The 15121-nt window shown below is 67.7% G+C and carries 13 protein-coding genes; 9 read left to right on the forward strand and 4 right to left on the reverse strand.

All coding sequences use genetic code 11. The annotated features are described in order from the left end of the window. The first annotated feature begins 6 nt into the window (after nt 1–6). The 3 genes from IQ458_RS05745 (at nt 7) to IQ458_RS05755 (ending at nt 3424) form a co-directional block, all read left to right on the forward strand. Nucleotides 7–1380 carry a M16 family metallopeptidase gene (locus IQ458_RS05745; RefSeq protein ID WP_203322185.1) on the forward strand — a complete coding sequence of 458 codons (1374 nt, stop codon included), beginning with the start codon at nt 7–9 and terminating at the stop codon, nt 1378–1380. 11 nt (nt 1381–1391) lie between these two features. Next, complete coding sequence (locus IQ458_RS05750) at nt 1392–2807, forward strand: M16 family metallopeptidase (RefSeq protein WP_203322186.1); 1416 nt, start codon at nt 1392–1394, stop codon at nt 2805–2807. Nucleotides 2808–2929: 122 nt separating this feature from the next. Next, nucleotides 2930–3424: an acyl-CoA thioesterase gene (locus tag IQ458_RS05755; RefSeq protein WP_141456042.1), complete on the forward strand. Its 495-nt coding sequence runs from the start codon at nt 2930–2932 to the stop codon at nt 3422–3424. Between the two features lie 333 nt (nt 3425–3757). On the opposite strand, the gene IQ458_RS05760 is transcribed toward IQ458_RS05755, so the two are convergent. Both IQ458_RS05760 and IQ458_RS05765 read right to left on the reverse strand, forming a co-directional pair. After that, nucleotides 3758–4537 (reverse strand): C40 family peptidase, encoded by a 780-nt coding sequence (locus tag IQ458_RS05760; RefSeq protein WP_203322187.1) that lies wholly within the window; start codon nt 4535–4537, stop codon nt 3758–3760. A 116-nt stretch (nt 4538–4653) separates the two neighbouring features. After that, entirely contained in the window at nt 4654–5214 is a 561-nt protein-coding gene (locus IQ458_RS05765) for a C40 family peptidase (RefSeq protein WP_192199315.1), read from the reverse strand. Nucleotides 5215–5295: 81 nt separating this feature from the next. Here IQ458_RS05765 and IQ458_RS05770 point away from each other — a divergent pair, with 81 nt between their 5' ends. Further along, nucleotides 5296–5775 carry an FKBP-type peptidyl-prolyl cis-trans isomerase gene (locus IQ458_RS05770; RefSeq protein WP_203322188.1) on the forward strand — a complete coding sequence of 160 codons (480 nt, stop codon included), beginning with the start codon at nt 5296–5298 and terminating at the stop codon, nt 5773–5775. A 91-nt stretch (nt 5776–5866) separates the two neighbouring features. On the opposite strand, the gene IQ458_RS05775 is transcribed toward IQ458_RS05770, so the two are convergent. Further along, a complete protein-coding gene (locus tag IQ458_RS05775; RefSeq protein ID WP_203322189.1) occupies nt 5867–6370 on the reverse strand; it encodes a RidA family protein in 504 nt (167 codons plus the stop codon). 159 nt (nt 6371–6529) lie between these two features. Between IQ458_RS05775 and IQ458_RS05780 the strand changes: the two genes are divergently transcribed. After that, entirely contained in the window at nt 6530–7804 is a 1275-nt protein-coding gene (locus IQ458_RS05780) for a DUF418 domain-containing protein (RefSeq protein WP_203322190.1), read from the forward strand. Between the two features lie 71 nt (nt 7805–7875). Here the strand turns inward: IQ458_RS05780 and IQ458_RS05785 are convergent, their stop codons facing one another. After that, nucleotides 7876–9480 (reverse strand): M4 family metallopeptidase, encoded by a 1605-nt coding sequence (locus tag IQ458_RS05785; protein WP_203322191.1) that lies wholly within the window; start codon nt 9478–9480, stop codon nt 7876–7878. Nucleotides 9481–9783: 303 nt separating this feature from the next. Between IQ458_RS05785 and IQ458_RS05790 the strand changes: the two genes are divergently transcribed. From IQ458_RS05790 to IQ458_RS05805, 4 genes are all read left to right on the forward strand, one after another. Next, on the forward strand, nt 9784–11031 hold the full coding sequence (locus IQ458_RS05790; RefSeq protein WP_203322192.1) for an NAD(P)/FAD-dependent oxidoreductase: 1248 nt from the start codon (nt 9784–9786) through the stop codon (nt 11029–11031). After that, nucleotides 11028–12389 (forward strand): glutathione-disulfide reductase, encoded by a 1362-nt coding sequence (gorA, locus tag IQ458_RS05795; RefSeq protein ID WP_203322193.1) that lies wholly within the window; start codon nt 11028–11030, stop codon nt 12387–12389. The genes IQ458_RS05790 and gorA overlap by 4 nt, the downstream gene beginning before the upstream one ends. 123 nt (nt 12390–12512) lie before the next feature. Then, a complete protein-coding gene (locus tag IQ458_RS05800; protein ID WP_203322194.1) occupies nt 12513–13979 on the forward strand; it encodes a DUF418 domain-containing protein in 1467 nt (488 codons plus the stop codon). A gap of 168 nt (nt 13980–14147) precedes the next feature. Next, nucleotides 14148–15071, forward strand: a complete 924-nt coding sequence (locus IQ458_RS05805) for a DMT family transporter (protein WP_425504639.1) — start codon at nt 14148–14150, stop codon at nt 15069–15071. The last annotated feature ends 50 nt before the right edge of the window (nt 15072–15121 follow it).

Raw genomic sequence — 15121 nt, forward strand, 5'->3', positions numbered from 1 at the left:
TTCCCGATGCGCATCCGCACCGCCGCCGGTTTCGTGGCCGGCCTGCTGCTCGCGTTGCCGGCCATGGCGGCCGACACCGACCGCTGGACCGTCCCGGTCGCCGTCAAGAAACTCGACAACGGCCTGACCGTGGTCATCTCCGAGGATCACAGCTCGCCGGTGGTTGGCGTGAGCGTGGTCTACCATGTCGGTATGCGCCTGGAGCCGCGCAACCGCACCGGCTTCGCCCATCTGTTCGAACATCTGATGTTCCAGGGCACGCCGAACGCGAAGAAGGGCGTGTTCGACAGCGTCATCACCGGCGGCGGCGGCAACAACAACGGTTCCACCCGCGCCGACTTCACCAACTACATCGAGACCGCGCCGGTGTCCTCGCTGGACGCGATCCTGTGGCTGGAAGCCGATCGCATGAAGACCCTGGACTTCAACGCCGAGACGCTGAAGAACCAGCAGGACGTGGTGAAGGAGGAAATCCGCGTCAACGTGAAGAACCAGCCCTACGGCGGTTTCATGTGGATCGACATCGGCCAGCAGGCGTTCCAGAAGTGGGAGAACAACCACGACGGCTACGGCAGCTTCGAGGATCTGGAGAACGCCAGCCTGGAGGACGTCAAGGCGTTCCACCGTGACTACTACGGCCCCAACAACGCGGTGCTGGCGATCGCCGGCGACGTCACCCCGGAGCAGGGCTTCGCGCTGGCGCAGAAGTACTTCGGCGCCATTCCCGCGCGCGCCACCCCGGCCGCGCCGGACTACAAGGAAGGCCTGAACACGCAGGAAAAGCGCGTGCAGCAGAGCGACGCGCTGGCGCAGGTGCCGGCGATCGCCGCGGCCTGGAAGATGCCGGATCGCGGCAGCCGCGATCAGGCGCCGATGGCGGTGCTGGGCGCGCTGCTCGCCAACGGCGACGCCTCGCGGCTGTACCAGGGCCTGGTCAAGGGCCGCGAACTCGCGATCAACGTGGAATCGCTGTACGGCCTGACCAGCGAATGGGAATACGACGGCCCCACGCTGTTCACCGTGTTCGCGCTGTACAAGCCGACTACCGATGCCGACGCGGTGCTCAAGGGCATCGACGAGGAAATCGCACGCATCGCGCGCGAAGGCGCCGATGACGCGACCCTGGCGCGCATCAAGACCCAGTTGCTGGCCGATTGGTACAACGGCCTGGAAATGTTCCTGAATCGCGCCGACACCCTGGCCAAGCTGCAGACGCTGTGGGGCGATGCCAACGTCGCCAACCAGATTCCCGGCCGGATCCAGAACGTCACCTCCGAGGACGTCAAGCGCGTCGCCGCCACCTACCTGACCCCGGCCAACCGCACCGTCATCGACCGCAAGCCCGCGGCGATGCTGGCGCCGTCGGCGAAGAAGGAATGAGGAGAATCCCGATGAGCCTGCACAAGACTGCGATTGCCCTCGCCCTGACCACGTTGTTCGCCGGCGCGGCGCACGCCGCCGAGCCGGTGCTGCCGAAGGATCTGCCGCCGTACGCGCCGGACAAGCCGCTGCCGGTGCCGCAGATTGAAAAGAAGACGCTCGCCAACGGGCTGGAAGTGTGGGTGGTGCCGCGCGACGGTATCCCGCGCGTGGACTACGTGTTGGCAGTACGCAACGCCGGCCTGGCCGCGGATGCGCCGAACGCTTCCGGCTTCGCCAGCCTGTTCGCCGGCCTGCTGACCGAGGGCACCGCGCGCCGCGATTCGCGCGCCATCGCCGAAACCGCGCAGGGCTACGGCGGCAGCATCGGCGCCGGCGCCAGCAATGATGGCGTCACCGTGTACGCCGACGCGCTCGCCAGCCAGGCCGCGCCGATGCTGGACCTGCTGGCCGAGGTCGTGCGCGAGCCGACCTTCCCGGAAAACGAGGTCAAGCTGGCCCAGGCCAATGCGGCACAGCAGTTGAAGGCCAACGAGGCGCAGCCGTCGTTCCGCGCCAACCGCGCGATGCTGGCGGCGGTGTACGGCGACCATCCGTATGCGCGCACCCAGCTCAGCGAAGCCGGCATCGCAGCACTTGCCACGCCCGCGCTGCGCGCGGAGCACGCGCGCCGCTTCCATCCGGATCGCAGCCTGCTGGTGATCACCGGCAGGGTCACGCCCGCGCAAGGTTTCGCGATGGCGGAGAAGGCATTCGGCAACTGGAAGGGCACCGGTGGTGAAGTGGCGGATACCGTGGCTCCCGCGCGTACCGCCACGCCGAAGTTCGTGCTGCTTCAACGTGACGGCAGCGTGCAGTCCACCCTGCGCATCGGCCAGCCGGCGCTCGCCGCCACCGATCCGGACTACATCCCGTTGCAGCTCACCCGCATCGTGCTGGGCGGTGGTTTCAGCAGCCGGGTCAACCTCAACCTGCGCGAGGAGAAGGGCTACACCTATGGCGCTGGCACGCGCCTGTCGGCTTCCCGCGCGGGCGGTGACCTGGTCTCGCAGGCCGACGTGCGCAACGAGGTCACCGGCGCCTCGCTGAAGGAGTTCTTCGGCGAATTCGATCGCCTGCGCAACGAACCGGTACCGGCCAGGGAACTGGACGACACCAAGCGCTACATCGCCGGCGACTATGTCCTCAGCAACCAGCTGCAGGGCGCGGTCGCGGGCACGCTGGCGAAGAATTGGCTGATCGGCCTGCCGTCGGATTTTCTGGGCCAGTACGTGCCGCGCCTGCGCCAGGTGGATGCGGCCAAGGTGCAGGCGGTGGCGAAACAGTATTTCGACCCGAAGCGGCAGTCGATCATCGTGGTCGGTGATGGCAAGGTGATCGCCGAGCAGCTCAAGCCCTACGGTACGTTCCAGACCTCGCAGAAGTAATCCGCAGGACCGCAACTCCCTGTCATTCGAAGCCGGCGTCCGCGCCGGCTTTTTTTATCGGCGTCCCTGTGCCGGTCCGGTAGCGACTGGCGTATCTTTGCCACTCCCCCGAGGAGAAGCCCATGAGCGGCGAACAGCGCGAACTGAACTTCCGTTTCCTGGCCCAGCCGACCGACGTCAATTACGGCGGAAAGGTGCACGGTGGCATCGTGATGAAGTGGATCGACCAGGTCGGCTATGCCGCGGCGGTGGGCTGGAGCGGCCATTACAGCGTGACCGTGGCGGTGGGCGGCATCCGCTTCGTCGCACCGATCCGCACCAGCGATCTGGTGACGGTGTCGGCCAAGCTGGTCTACACCGGCACCAGCAGCATGCACTTCGCGGTCGACGTGCGCGCCCGCGACCCGATGGGTGGCGAATCGCGGCTGTGCACGCACTGCATCATCGTGTTCGTCGCCCTGGACCAGGTCGAGGGCAAGCCGACCGCCGTGCCGGCCTGGAAGCCGGAAACGCCGGAGGACTGCCGCCTGGCCGAGTACGCGCTCAAGGTGATGGAACTGAGCAAGGGCATCGAGGAAACCGTCGCCCACTACCAGAGCGCGGGCGCGACGACCTGAGGCGCGGCTTCCTCTGTAGGAGCGACGTAAGTCGCGACCGGGAGGATGATAGGCGCGCGGCAACAGGCGGGAGGGCCGCCCCATGTGGTGGACAACGCGCAAAAGGCTCGCGACTCACGTCGCTCCTACAAGGAGATCCCAGGAACCGCCTATTGTGGGAGCGACGTGAGTCGCGACGAGGTCGGTCGGGACGTCCGGAAATCTGCCGTCGATCCGACAAGCTCATTTCTGATGAGGGGCAAACAAAAAGCTCGCGACTCACGTCGCTCCCACATCCGCATTGCGTATTCGAAGGTTGGGTCGAGACGCGCGCAACGGGCGTCCCGGAGCCGCTTACATCGCGACGCGGCGGGCCTGCATGAAGCGGGGCGCCCAATAGCCGGTGGTCAGGCTGTCCACGCGGACGTCCTTGCCGGTGCTGGGGGAATGCAGGAAGCGGCCTTCGCCGACGTAGATGCCGACGTGGTTGATCCGGCCCTTGCGGCCGAAGAAAACCAGGTCGCCCTGCTGGAGTTCGTCGCGGCTGGCGATCATCTGGCCGTTGGCTTGCGAGGCCATGTCGCGGGACACGCGCGGCAGTTCGATGCCCAGCGCGGTGCGGAATACGTAACCGACCAGCCCGCTGCAATCGAAACCACTGTCCGGCGAGGTGCCGCCCCAGCGGTAGGGCGTGCCCATCAGGGTCAGGGCACGCTTGAGCACGGCCTGGATCTTGCCGCCCTCGTCCTTGACCACGCCGTCCTTGCTCAAGTCGTAGCCGGCCAGCAGGCGGCTGAGGTCGCCGGCCACCATGGTGGACCGGTCCAGCAGCGGCAGGCTGTCGCTGGCCGCCAGGCGGGGCAGGAGGGCGGTGAGGGTTGCGGTGGCGGCTTCGGCCGCCTTTTCCTTGATGCTGAACGAGGCCGGCTTGGTGGCAACGGCTTCCGGGGCATTGACCGCCGCGGCGGCTTCCACGACGTCGGTCTCCACCGCATCGGCGCCCGGCGGATGCTGCTGCGCCCACGCGGGGATGCTCGCGGCGGCCAGCAGCACCAGGGAAAGGAAACGGTTCACGCCCCGCGGGGTGCGGTGGGTGGCGGCGGGCTGGCCTGGCGGCAGGTCGTCGGTCGTCACGCGGGGTCGGGGAAAATGCGAAGCGGCAATAGTGCCGTCATATCGCCTCGATTTGGTTTACAAATCGTTATTTATTCGTTAATTATGTCGGGCCTGGGTCACAGAAATGGCCGGACTCAGTGCAAAACCCGTTTGGCGCCGGTGTAATGGTCGCGCCAGTAGCTGCCATCCAGATGGTCCAGCCGGACCGTCCCTCCGGTACTGGGGGCATGCACGAAGCGGCCTTCGCCCACATAGATGCCGACGTGGCTGACGCTGCCGCGGTTGCCGAAAAACACCAGATCGGCCGGCGCCAGCCGGCGCGGCTCGATGCGCGGACCCTGCACCTTGGCCAGTTCGCCGGAAGTGCGGGGCAGCTTCAGGTCCAGCATGTCGCGGAAAACGTAGGCCACCAGTCCACTGCAGTCGAAGCCGGATTCGGGGGTATTGCCGCCGTAGCGATAGGGCGTGCCGACCAGGCCGATGGCCCGCATCAGCACCGCATTGGCCGCCGCCGGGTCCTCGGCCTCGACCCGTGGCCACTCCCGGACCGGGGGCGGGGCGGGGCGGCGGACGGTTTCCTTGCCGCCGCCGCAGCCGGCCAGCAGGGCGGCCAGCAGCACGGCGACCACGACCGTTGCGCGGGAGGCCGCGGGTGGCGGCAGGCGGTCCAAGCCGGGATAATGCACGGTCTTCATTGCGGCGCATCTTCGCCCGCAATCCACCTGGCCGACAAGCCACCACGCCTGCCGCCGGCAGCCCCTATTCCAGAGTCCCGAATGAAAATCGCAAAAGACAGCGTCGTCCGTTTCCACTACACCGTCTCCGAAGTCGGCCAGGAGCCGCTGGAGAGCTCGAAGGACCGCGAGCCGCTCGCCATCCTGATCGGCCACGGCAATATCATCCCGGGTCTGGAGAACGCGATGCAGGACCGTGAAGCCGGCGAGAGCTTCAGCGTGGACGTGACCGCCGCCGAAGCCTATGGCGAGCGTCGCGACGGGCTGAGCCAGCGCGTGCCCAAGAAGCACTTCGGCACCCAGAAGCTCGTGCCGGGCCAGCAGGTCGTGCTGAACACCAATTTCGGCCCGCGCGCGGTGACCATCCAGAAGATCGGCATGAGCGTGGTCGACGTCGACCTGAACCATCCGATGGCGGGCAAGGATCTGCATTTCGACGTCGAAATCGTCGAGGTGCGCGAAGCCTCGCCGGAAGAGGTCGAGCACGGCCACGTGCACGGTGACGATGGCCATCACCACTGAGCGGACGCACTTTCCCGCGATGCAAAAAGAAACGGCCCGCGCGAGCGGGCCGTTCTCGTTTCCGTGTCCGGCGTGTCCGCGTTCTTTCCGCTCAGGGCGCGCGCGGGGCACCGCCGTCGGACTCCGGAATGACCGCGATGGCGTCCACCTCGATGCGGACGCCGGGCTGGAACAGCGCCTGCACCCCGACCAGCGCGCTGGCGGGCGGCCGCTTCGGGTCGATCCAGCGATCCCGCACCTTGCGGATGGCCGGCAACTGCGCGGGATCGAAGTCGCGGATGTACAGCGTCAGCCGAGCCACGTGGGAGAAATCGCTGCCGGCCGCGCGCAGGGTGGCGTCCAGGTTGCGCATGACCTGTTCCAGCTGATCCTCCAGCGAACCTTCGACCAGACTGCCGTCCGCGCGCAACGGCACGTGGCCGGACAGCAGCAACAGCTTGCCGCCATCGACGCGCATGGCCTGCGAGACATTGGGAATGGTGGCGCCGGGCGGGTTGACGGGGTGCAGCAGCGCACCATCCGGCGTGCCGGCGAACACGGGCAGACCGGGACCGGCCAGCAACAGGGCGGCAAGTCGCAGGCGGAAGGGCGTCATGGCGGGTTTCTCCGAAGGCGTTGCGGCGGGGAACGGCGGCGGGACGGACGCGGGAGGCAGCGCGATGGGCGCGAGGTTACACCCGCTTCCGTTCCGGCGGATGGCTGGCCGGGAAGCGTCAACATGCTTTAATGCGCCACGATTCCAGGGAGCAAGGACATGGGCGCCATATCGTCGAATCCGGACGCACCGCTGCGGCCCGTCGCCGCCAGCGAACGCATCGAGATCATGGATGTGCTGCGCGGCTTCGCGCTGGTGGGCATCCTGCTGATGAACATCGAGGGCATGGCCGGCCCGCTGTTCCAGTCGTTCTCCGGGCTCGACCCGGCATTGACCGGCGCGGACCGTACCGCCGATGCGCTCATCTACATCCTGGTGCAGGGCAAGTTCTACACCCTGTTCTCGCTGCTGTTCGGCATGGGCTTCGCGGTGATGTCGACCCGCGCCGAGGCGCGTGGGCAACCGTTCGCGGGCGTGTATTGGCGGCGCAGCCTGGTGCTGCTGGTCATCGGCGTGATCCATGGCCTGCTGATCTGGTCGGGCGACATCCTGTTGATGTACGCGCTGTTGTCGTTTTTCCTGCTGGCGTTCCGCAACGTGCCCGCCAAGTGGCTGCCCTGGATCGCGGGCCTGACCTACCTGGCGTCGTCGGGAATGATGCTGCTGCTGGGACTGGTGGGATCGGCGATGCAGATGGACCCGGCCGCGGGCGCCAACTGGAACAGCGAAATGGCGAAGGCGGGCGCGGAGATGAACGCGATGCTGGAAGCCCAGCGCAGCGCCTACGGCTCGGGCACCTACCTGGAAGCCGTCATCCAGCGCGCCAGGGACGTCGGCTTCATGCTCAGCAACCTGCTGTTCATCGGGCCCACGGTGTTCGGCATGTTCCTGTTCGGCACGTGGTTCGTGAAGAGCGGCGCCATCGCCGCGCCGGATCGTTTTCCGCGCCTGTTCGCGTTCCTGCGCTGGGGCGCGCTGCCGCTGGGATTGGCCCTGATGCTGCTGTCGTTCTGGATGGAGCCCACTGCGGATTTCAACAACATCAACCTGCACGCGTCGCTGGCGTTCGTGGCCAGTTCCGTCGGCAGCGTGCTGATGGCGTTCGGCTACGTGGGCTGGATCGTGAAGGGCGTGCAGTCGGCGGCGACCGCGCCGCTGCTGCACTGGCTGGCGCCGGCCGGCCGGATGGCGCTGAGCAACTACCTGATGCAATCGATCGTGTGCACGCTGATCTTCAACGGCTACGGACTCGGTTACCTGGATCAGTTGCCGCGTGCGTGGCAGGTGGTGTTCGTGTTCACACTGTTCCTGATCCAGGTGCTGTACAGCCGCTGGTGGCTGGCGCGGTTCCGGTTCGGTCCGGCGGAGTGGGTCTGGCGCTCGCTGACCTACCTGCGGCCACAGCCGATGCGCGCCAGCCCCGCATCCGCCTGAGGGTGGCTCCGGACAAGAAAACGGCCCGCTCGCGCGGGCCGTTTCCTTTTTTGCAGCGTTGACGAAACCGCTCAGTTGACGCTGACCGCGCTCCACGCACGCGCCACCGCGTTGTACTGCGCCGAGCCGGCGCCGTACAGGTCGCTGGCCGCGTTGAGCGTGGCGGTGCGGGCCTGCGGATAGGTGGTGTTGGAGGTCATGTACACGGTCAGGGCGCGGTACCAGATGCGCTGGGCGGCATCGCGACCGATGCCGGTCACGCCGGTATCGCCGTTGCAGACCAGTTGGCTGGCGGTGTAGCTGAAGCCGGCCGGCGAAACCGCGCCTTCCGCGAGCAGGTAGAAGAAATGGTTGGCCGGACCGGACGAGTAGTGCGGATCCACACCGGCGAAGCCCGCCGCCGGATAGCAGTTGTAGGAACGGCCAGCGTCCGCGTCGCCGGGACGGAACATGTAGCGCAGCGCCTTCTTGCCGTCCGGGTTGCTGCGGTAGATCTTCTCGCCGATCAGGTAATCGCCCGGGTCGTTGGCGTTGTTGATGTAGTACTCGACCATCGTGCCCATGATGTCCGAGGCCGCCTCGTTGAGACCGCCGGCGTCACCGGAGTAGGCCAGGTTGGAGGTGGCTTCGGTCACGCCGTGGGTCATCTCGTGGCCGGCCACGTCGATCGACACCACCGGGTACCAGGTCGAGGTGCCCAGGCCGTAGGCCATGAACTTGTACGGCGCGCCGTACCAGCCCGCGTTGCCGCCGGTGGCCGGGCCGCCGCCGCCGCGGAAGGTGACGTTGACGATGCTCTTCACGCCGACGCCATCGTTGTAGATGCCGTTGCGGCCAAAGGTGTTCTTGTAATAGTCCCAGGTCGCGGCCACGCCGAAGTGCGCGTCGGAAGCCTCGCTGGCCACCTGCGACTCGGTGTTGTTGCCCCAGTTATTGTCGGCGTCGGTCATGATCGCGGCCGTGCTGTAGACGCGGCTGATCTCCTTGCCCAGGCCGTCGCGGGTATTGCCGCCGCCACGGGTGGGATCCACCATCTGGTAGCCGCCGCTGATCGAATTGGTGGTGATGGCCACGTCGCCCAGGAACAGGGTCTGGCCGGTGCCGACCGCCGCCGCGGTATGGATGATGTTCCAGTGATCCAGCACCTTGCCGCTGTGCGCGTCGACGAAATAGCGCATGTCGGCCTCGCCCTGGCTGTCGGACACGCCACGTACCCGCACCTCGTAGGCGAGCACCGGCTGCGCGCCGCGCGCATAGATCACCAGGCCCTGGCTGCCGATGTCGTCGATCTGGCCCTTGAAGTCGGCGCCGGCCGAGATCACCGCGGCATCGGCATCGATGCCGGCCTTGAGTGCCGGGCGACCGTTGCCGCGCAGGGTGAGGCTGGTGGATTTGAGCTTTCCATTCCTGGAGTGAATCACCACGTCGCCGCCGATGACGGGCAGTCCCTTGTAGCGGCGATCGAGGCGCACGTGCTCCGTGCCGTCGCGATCGACGATAACATCGCGGGCGACGAACTCGTCGCCGTCGCTGCTCTTCAGCGCGGCCGCATGGCCGACGGCCAGGCCCTTGGCGCGGCTGGCGGCGGGCGTCTGGTCGGCGTTGGCGGCGTAGAGCGGAGAGGTGACGAGGATGGCGGCGATGGCCGTGGTGATGACGCTGATCTTCCGTTGCATTGCTTGCTGACCCCTGTGATGTGTGGATGTGGGTGTTGCGACAGCAGGATTCGGAACAGGATCGGAAGCGGTGGGGCGCGTTCCATCGCGCGGTAGCGGACACGACCGGCGATGTCCCAACGATGTTGTCCCGGGACAATTGGTGTCAATAGAAACCATGTGAAGAAAGACAGAGAATGACCGTTACCTTCCACGGATTACGCTTGACATGTCCACACTGCTTGTCTCCGTATGGAACGCCGGGTCGTCGGTGGGGACATATGCGTGCGCGCGGCGATGGCCGATGAACGGGACGCACGCCTGATGCATCGCAATGACGACGTTCTGGTCCTGGGAGCCGGCGCGATCGGGCTGTCCACCGCGCTGGCCTTGCTGGAAGCCGGGCGGACGGTGCAGGTGCTGGAAGCGGGCGAGGTGGGCGCCGGTGCCTCGCACGGCAACTGCGGCACCATCACGCCCAGCCACGCGCCGCCGCTGGCCGCGCCGGGCGTGGTGCGGCAGGCGCTGCGCTGGATGCTGACGCCGGACGCGCCGCTGTACCTGAAACCGCGCGTGGATCCCGCGCTGTGGCGTTGGCTGCTGCGGTTCGCCGCGCGCTGCAATCCACGCGACTGGCGCGAGAGCACGCACGCACGCGCGGCCATCCTCGATGATTCGCGCGCCCGCCTGGTGACCTGGGTCGAACGCTACGCGTTGCGCTGCGAGTTCCAGGAAGAAGGGCTGGACTACGTGTTCCGCGATCCGCGTAATTTCGAGCGCTACGTGCGCGAATGTCAGGCGCTGCGGGAATTCGGCATCGACAGCGAAATCATTGCCGGCGCCGAGTACGAAGCCCGGGAACCGGCCATGCGCGAAGGCGTCGCCGGCGCGATCCGGTTCCCCGACGACGCCCGTCTGCGTCCGGATCGCTACGTCGCCGAACTCGCGCGCGCCGTGCGCGAACGTGGCGGGGTGATCGAAACAGGGTGCCGCGTGCTCGGTTTCGACGAGGCGCGCGACGGCGTGCGCGTGCACACCGCGCGCGGAACGCGGCAGTGCCGTGAAGCGGTGTTCGCGCTCGGCGCGTGGACGCCGGAATTCGCTCGCCGGCTCGGCCTGTCGATTCCCATCCAGCCAGGCAAGGGCTACTCGGTGACCTACAGCCGTCCGGAGCGGGTGCCTAAGCGCCCACTGGTGCTGAAAGACCGTTCGGTCTGCGTGACCGTCTGGGACAGCGGCTTCCGCCTCGGCAGCACGATGGAATTTTCCGGCTACGACGACCGCCTCAATGAAGTCCGGCTGGCCGCGCTGGAGCGCGGCGCGCGCGAGTTCCTGCGCAATCCGGTGGGCGAGGTGGTGCAGGAGCGCTGGTGCGGCTGGCGACCAATGACCTGGGACGATCTGCCGCTGCTGGGTCGGGTTCCCCGCCATGAACGGCTCTGGCTGGCCGCCGGCCACGGCATGCTCGGCATCAGCATGAGCGCCGCCACCGGCCAGTTGATGTCCGACCTGATCACCGGCCGGCCGCCGGCCATCGATCCCCTTCCTTATCGACCGGAGCGTTTTTCATGAAGCCGCAGACCGACTTCGACCTGATCGTGATAGGCGGTGGTTCCGGCGGGCTTGCCGGCGCTTTCCGCGCCGCGGCCCATGGCGCGCGGGTGGCGTTGCTGGAACCGGCGGATCTGGGCGGCACCTGTGTCAACGTCGGCTGCGTGCCGAAGAAGGCGATGTGGCTGGCCGCCGACACCGCCCAGCGCATCGCGCTGGCCGCGCAACTGGGATTCAAGCTGGAATCGCAGCCGCTCGACTGGCGCGAGTTCATCGTCCATCGCCAGCGCTACATCGCCGGCATCCATACCAGCTACCGCAAGCGGCTGGACGAAAGCGGCATCGTCTGGATGCCCTGTCGCGGCCAACTGGTCGACGCGCATACCGTGGAGAACAGCGACGGCGCGCGACTGCGGGGCGAGCGCATCCTGCTCGCGACCGGCGGCCGCCCGCGCCGTCCGCCGGTGCCCGGCGCCGAACTGGGCCTGGTGTCCGACGACTTCTTCCAGCTCTGCGATCCGCCGGCGCGGGTCGCGTTGATCGGCGGCGGCTACATCGCGGTGGAACTGGGCGGCGTGCTGCAGGCGCTGGGCAGCCAGGTGGAACTGTTCGTGCGTGGCCAGCGCCTGCTGGAGGGATTCGATCACGAGCTGGCCGCGGATCTGCTGGAGGACAATCGCCAGCATGGCCTGCGCGCGCACTTCGGCCACGCGCTGGCGGAACTGCGGCCGGCCGGTGACGGCAAGGTAGTGCTGGTCGACGCGAACGGCGAACGCAGTGATCCCTTCGACAAGGTGTTCTTCGCCACCGGCCGAGTACCCAGCACCGCCAGCCTGGGCCTGGAGAATGCCGGCGTGGAAGTGGATGCGCGCGGTTACGTGCGGGTCGACGAATGGCAGGACACCACCATGGCGAACATCCACGCGGTGGGCGACGTGACCGCCGGACCCGCGCTGACGCCGGTGGCGATCGCCGCCGCGCGCCGGCTGATGGATCGCCTGTACGGTGGCAAGCCGGAGTCGCGGCTGGAGTTCCGCGATATCGCCACGGTGGTGTTTTCGCATCCGCCCATCGGCAAGGTCGGCATGACCGAGCAAGAGGCCCGGGCGAGCTTCGGTGACGCTGCCGTACGGGTCTACCGGGCACGCTTCCGCCCGATGCTGCATGCGCTGGCCGATTCGCCGCAGCGCAGCCTGTTCAAGCTGGTGTGCGTGGGCGAGGAAGAAAAGGTGGTCGGCCTGCATCTGCTGGGGGAGGGCGTCGACGAGATCCTGCAGGGCTTCGCGGTGGCGATCCGGCGCGGCATCACCCGGCGGGATCTGGAAGACACCGTGGCGATCCATCCGACCTCGGCCGAGGAAGTGGTGCTGCTGCGCTGAAGGGTCCATCGGGTCGAAGTCGCCGATCCGACCGGCGGCGGGCCGTGCCGACAGTTGGGTGACCTCCGGCACCTGAGAGGTGCGGGTGCCGGCGCTATGGTGCGCCGACACAGGAGAGCCGCCATGCACCAGGACGTTTCCGTCACCGCCGCAACGCCCGGGCAAGCCGGTGCCGCGCTGGAGCCCGTCGATGCCGGCGAACGCATCGCCGCCCTCGACATCATTCGCGGCTTCGCCCTGATCGGCATCTTCCTGATGAACATCGAGTGGTTCACCCGCCCGATCAGCGAACTGGGCCGGGGCATCGACCCGTCGCTGCACGGCATCAATTACGCGGTGAGCTGGCTGGTGTACGTATTCGTGCAGGGCAAGTTCTGGACTTTGTTCTCGCTGCTGTTCGGCATCGGCTTCGCGGTGATGCTCGGGCGCGCGGAGACGCGCGGACGCCCGTTCCTGGCGCCGTACCTGCGCCGCATCCTGGGCCTGCTGCTGTTCGGCAGCGCGCATTTCGTCCTGATCTGGACTGGCGACATCCTGCACAACTACGCCATCACCGCGTTGGCGCTGCTGCTGGTGGTCACCCGCAACTGGAAGCTCTGGCTGGGCCTGCTGGTGTCCTTCGCGGTGATGGCGGTGGCGTTGAAGTCCGACGCCGTGGTCGGGGCGCTGATACTGCTGGTGCTGGTCGGCGTGATGATGTTCTTCCTGCATCGCGGCAGCGTGGCGCGCTACTGGAAGTGGGGCGTGACCCTGTACTCGCTGATGTTCGTGCTGGGCTTGATCGGCGCCGGCGTGACCGCGGTGTATCCGCAGATCCGCTCCCCGGAAACCGCCGAGCAGGCGGCCAAGCGCCAGGAACGCCTGGCCGAGCGCGCGAAGGAACGGGTCGAGGAAATCCGCATCGACAGCCGCGGCAGCTACGCCGAGGCGGTCCGCTACCGTGCCGACAAGTTCGCCGAGGACATGCCGCAGGCCGCCGGACTGAGTTTCATGGCGCTGCCGATGTTCATGATCGGATTCTGGTTCGTCCGTTCCGGCGTGGTTGCGCGGTTGCGCGAACACGCGGCACTGTTCCGGCGGCTGGCGGCGTGGACCCTGCCGATCGGCATGGCGATCACCCTGCTGAGCGTGTGGCTGGTGCCGAGCTTCCCCGGCGACGGCCTGGGCGGGCGCGATCCGGCGCGGATGGCCGCGATGTCGCTGTTCCAGCTCGGCGCGCTGCTGCTATGCCTGGGCTACTTCTCGGGCATGGTCCTGCTGCTGGGCACGCGCGCCGCCCGCTGGCTGGCGCCGCTGGGCTTCGCGGGCCGGATGGCGCTGACCAACTACATCGGCGCATCGATGATCAGCACGTTGTTCTTCTTCGGCTATGGCCTGGGTTACTGGGGGCAGTTGTCCCGCCCCGGCCAGATGGCGTTCGTGGCGGTGGTGTTCGCCCTGCAGGTCGCCTTCAGCTGGCTGTGGCTGCGCCATTTCCGCTACGGACCGCTGGAATGGGCGTGGCGCGCGCTGACCTATTGGCACCTGCCCCCCATGCGCCGGAGGCCGGATGTCGCGGCGGCGACGGATGGAACGGTGCATCCGGCCTGAGCCGACCGGCCTGGTCAAATCGCGCCGGGTTTAGAATGCGCGCATGGTTGAGCGCATTTCCCCCCACGCGTCACGCCTTCCTTGCTTCCGCGCCGCCGCGCCCGCTCTCCGATGAGCAGGGTCGGGCAGGACGACGAGGCACAGCAGGACGAATCCGCCAGCGCGGTACTGGATCCGGAGGCGGCGCCTTCCGGCGCCGCCGCGCCGCGCCCGCTGCTGGGTGGGTTCGCGCTGGCCGCGTTGGGCGCCATCGCCTTTTCCGGCAAGGCCATCATCGTCAAACTCGGCTACCGGCACGGCGTGGATGCGATCACGCTGCTGGCGCTGCGCATGCTGGTCGCGCTTCCGTTCTTCCTGCTGATGGGGGCCTGGGCCGCGCGCCGCGCCGAACCGCTGGCGCGGGGTGACGGGCTGAAGATCATCGGCCTGGGTTTCTTCGGCTATTACCTCGCCAGTTTCCTCGACTTCGCCGGGCTGGCCTACATCACCGCCACCCTGGAACGGCTGATCCTGTACCTCACCCCGACCCTGGTACTGGCGATCGGCCTGCTGGTGTTCCGTCGCCGCGCCAGCCGCGCGCAACTGGTGGCGCTGGTGATCAGCTATGCGGGCGTAGTGCTGGCGTTCGGCCACGACTGGTCGCTGGGCGGTGGCAACATCGCGCTGGGCAGCCTGCTGGTGTTCGGCAGCGCGCTGGCCTATGCGATCTATCTGGTCGGCAGTGGCGAGATGGTGCGCCGGGTCGGCGCGGTGCGCCTGACCGCCTACGCCAGCAGCGTGGCCAGCGTGCTGTGCATCGGCCAGTTCCTGCTGCTGCGGCCGCCGGCGGATCTGCTGGCGGTACCGGCGACGGTGTGGTGGCTTTCGCTGCTCAACGGCACCGTCTGCACGGTGCTGCCGGTACTGATGGTGATGATGGCGGTATCGCGCATCGGTTCGGCGCTGGCCGCGCAGATCGGCATGATCGGTCCGGTCTCGACCATTGTCCTGAGCCTGTTGCTGCTGGGCGAGCCGATGGGGCCGTGGCAGGTCGCCGGCACCGTGCTGGTGATGTCCGGCGTGTTCGTGGTCTCGCGGCAGAAGGCCGCATGAGGCGCGGATGCGGCCACGGCCTTCATCCTTCCGCCGGACCGGCGCGGGCA

It is taken from the genome of Pseudoxanthomonas beigongshangi, assembly GCF_016820515.1.
In the GTDB taxonomy this organism is placed as follows: Bacteria; Pseudomonadota; Gammaproteobacteria; order Xanthomonadales; family Xanthomonadaceae; genus Pseudoxanthomonas_A; species Pseudoxanthomonas_A beigongshangi.

What these genes read in the sequence shown, in the direction of transcription:
- IQ458_RS05745 (WP_203322185.1), top strand. Translation starts at nt 7, where the DNA reads ATGCGCATCCGCACCGCCGCCGGTTTCGTGGCCGGCCTGCTGCTCGCG.
- IQ458_RS05750 (WP_203322186.1), top strand. Translation starts at nt 1,392, where the DNA reads ATGAGCCTGCACAAGACTGCGATTGCCCTCGCCCTGACCACGTTGTTC.
- IQ458_RS05755 (WP_141456042.1), top strand. Translation starts at nt 2,930, where the DNA reads ATGAGCGGCGAACAGCGCGAACTGAACTTCCGTTTCCTGGCCCAGCCG.
- IQ458_RS05765 (WP_192199315.1), bottom strand. Translation starts at nt 5,214, where the DNA reads ATGAAGACCGTGCATTATCCCGGCTTGGACCGCCTGCCGCCACCCGCG.
- IQ458_RS05770 (WP_203322188.1), top strand. Translation starts at nt 5,296, where the DNA reads ATGAAAATCGCAAAAGACAGCGTCGTCCGTTTCCACTACACCGTCTCC.
- IQ458_RS05775 (WP_203322189.1), bottom strand. Translation starts at nt 6,370, where the DNA reads ATGACGCCCTTCCGCCTGCGACTTGCCGCCCTGTTGCTGGCCGGTCCC.
- IQ458_RS05780 (WP_203322190.1), top strand. Translation starts at nt 6,530, where the DNA reads ATGGGCGCCATATCGTCGAATCCGGACGCACCGCTGCGGCCCGTCGCC.
- IQ458_RS05785 (WP_203322191.1), bottom strand. Translation starts at nt 9,480, where the DNA reads ATGCAACGGAAGATCAGCGTCATCACCACGGCCATCGCCGCCATCCTC.
- IQ458_RS05790 (WP_203322192.1), top strand. Translation starts at nt 9,784, where the DNA reads ATGCATCGCAATGACGACGTTCTGGTCCTGGGAGCCGGCGCGATCGGG.
- gorA (WP_203322193.1), top strand. Translation starts at nt 11,028, where the DNA reads ATGAAGCCGCAGACCGACTTCGACCTGATCGTGATAGGCGGTGGTTCC.
- IQ458_RS05800 (WP_203322194.1), top strand. Translation starts at nt 12,513, where the DNA reads ATGCACCAGGACGTTTCCGTCACCGCCGCAACGCCCGGGCAAGCCGGT.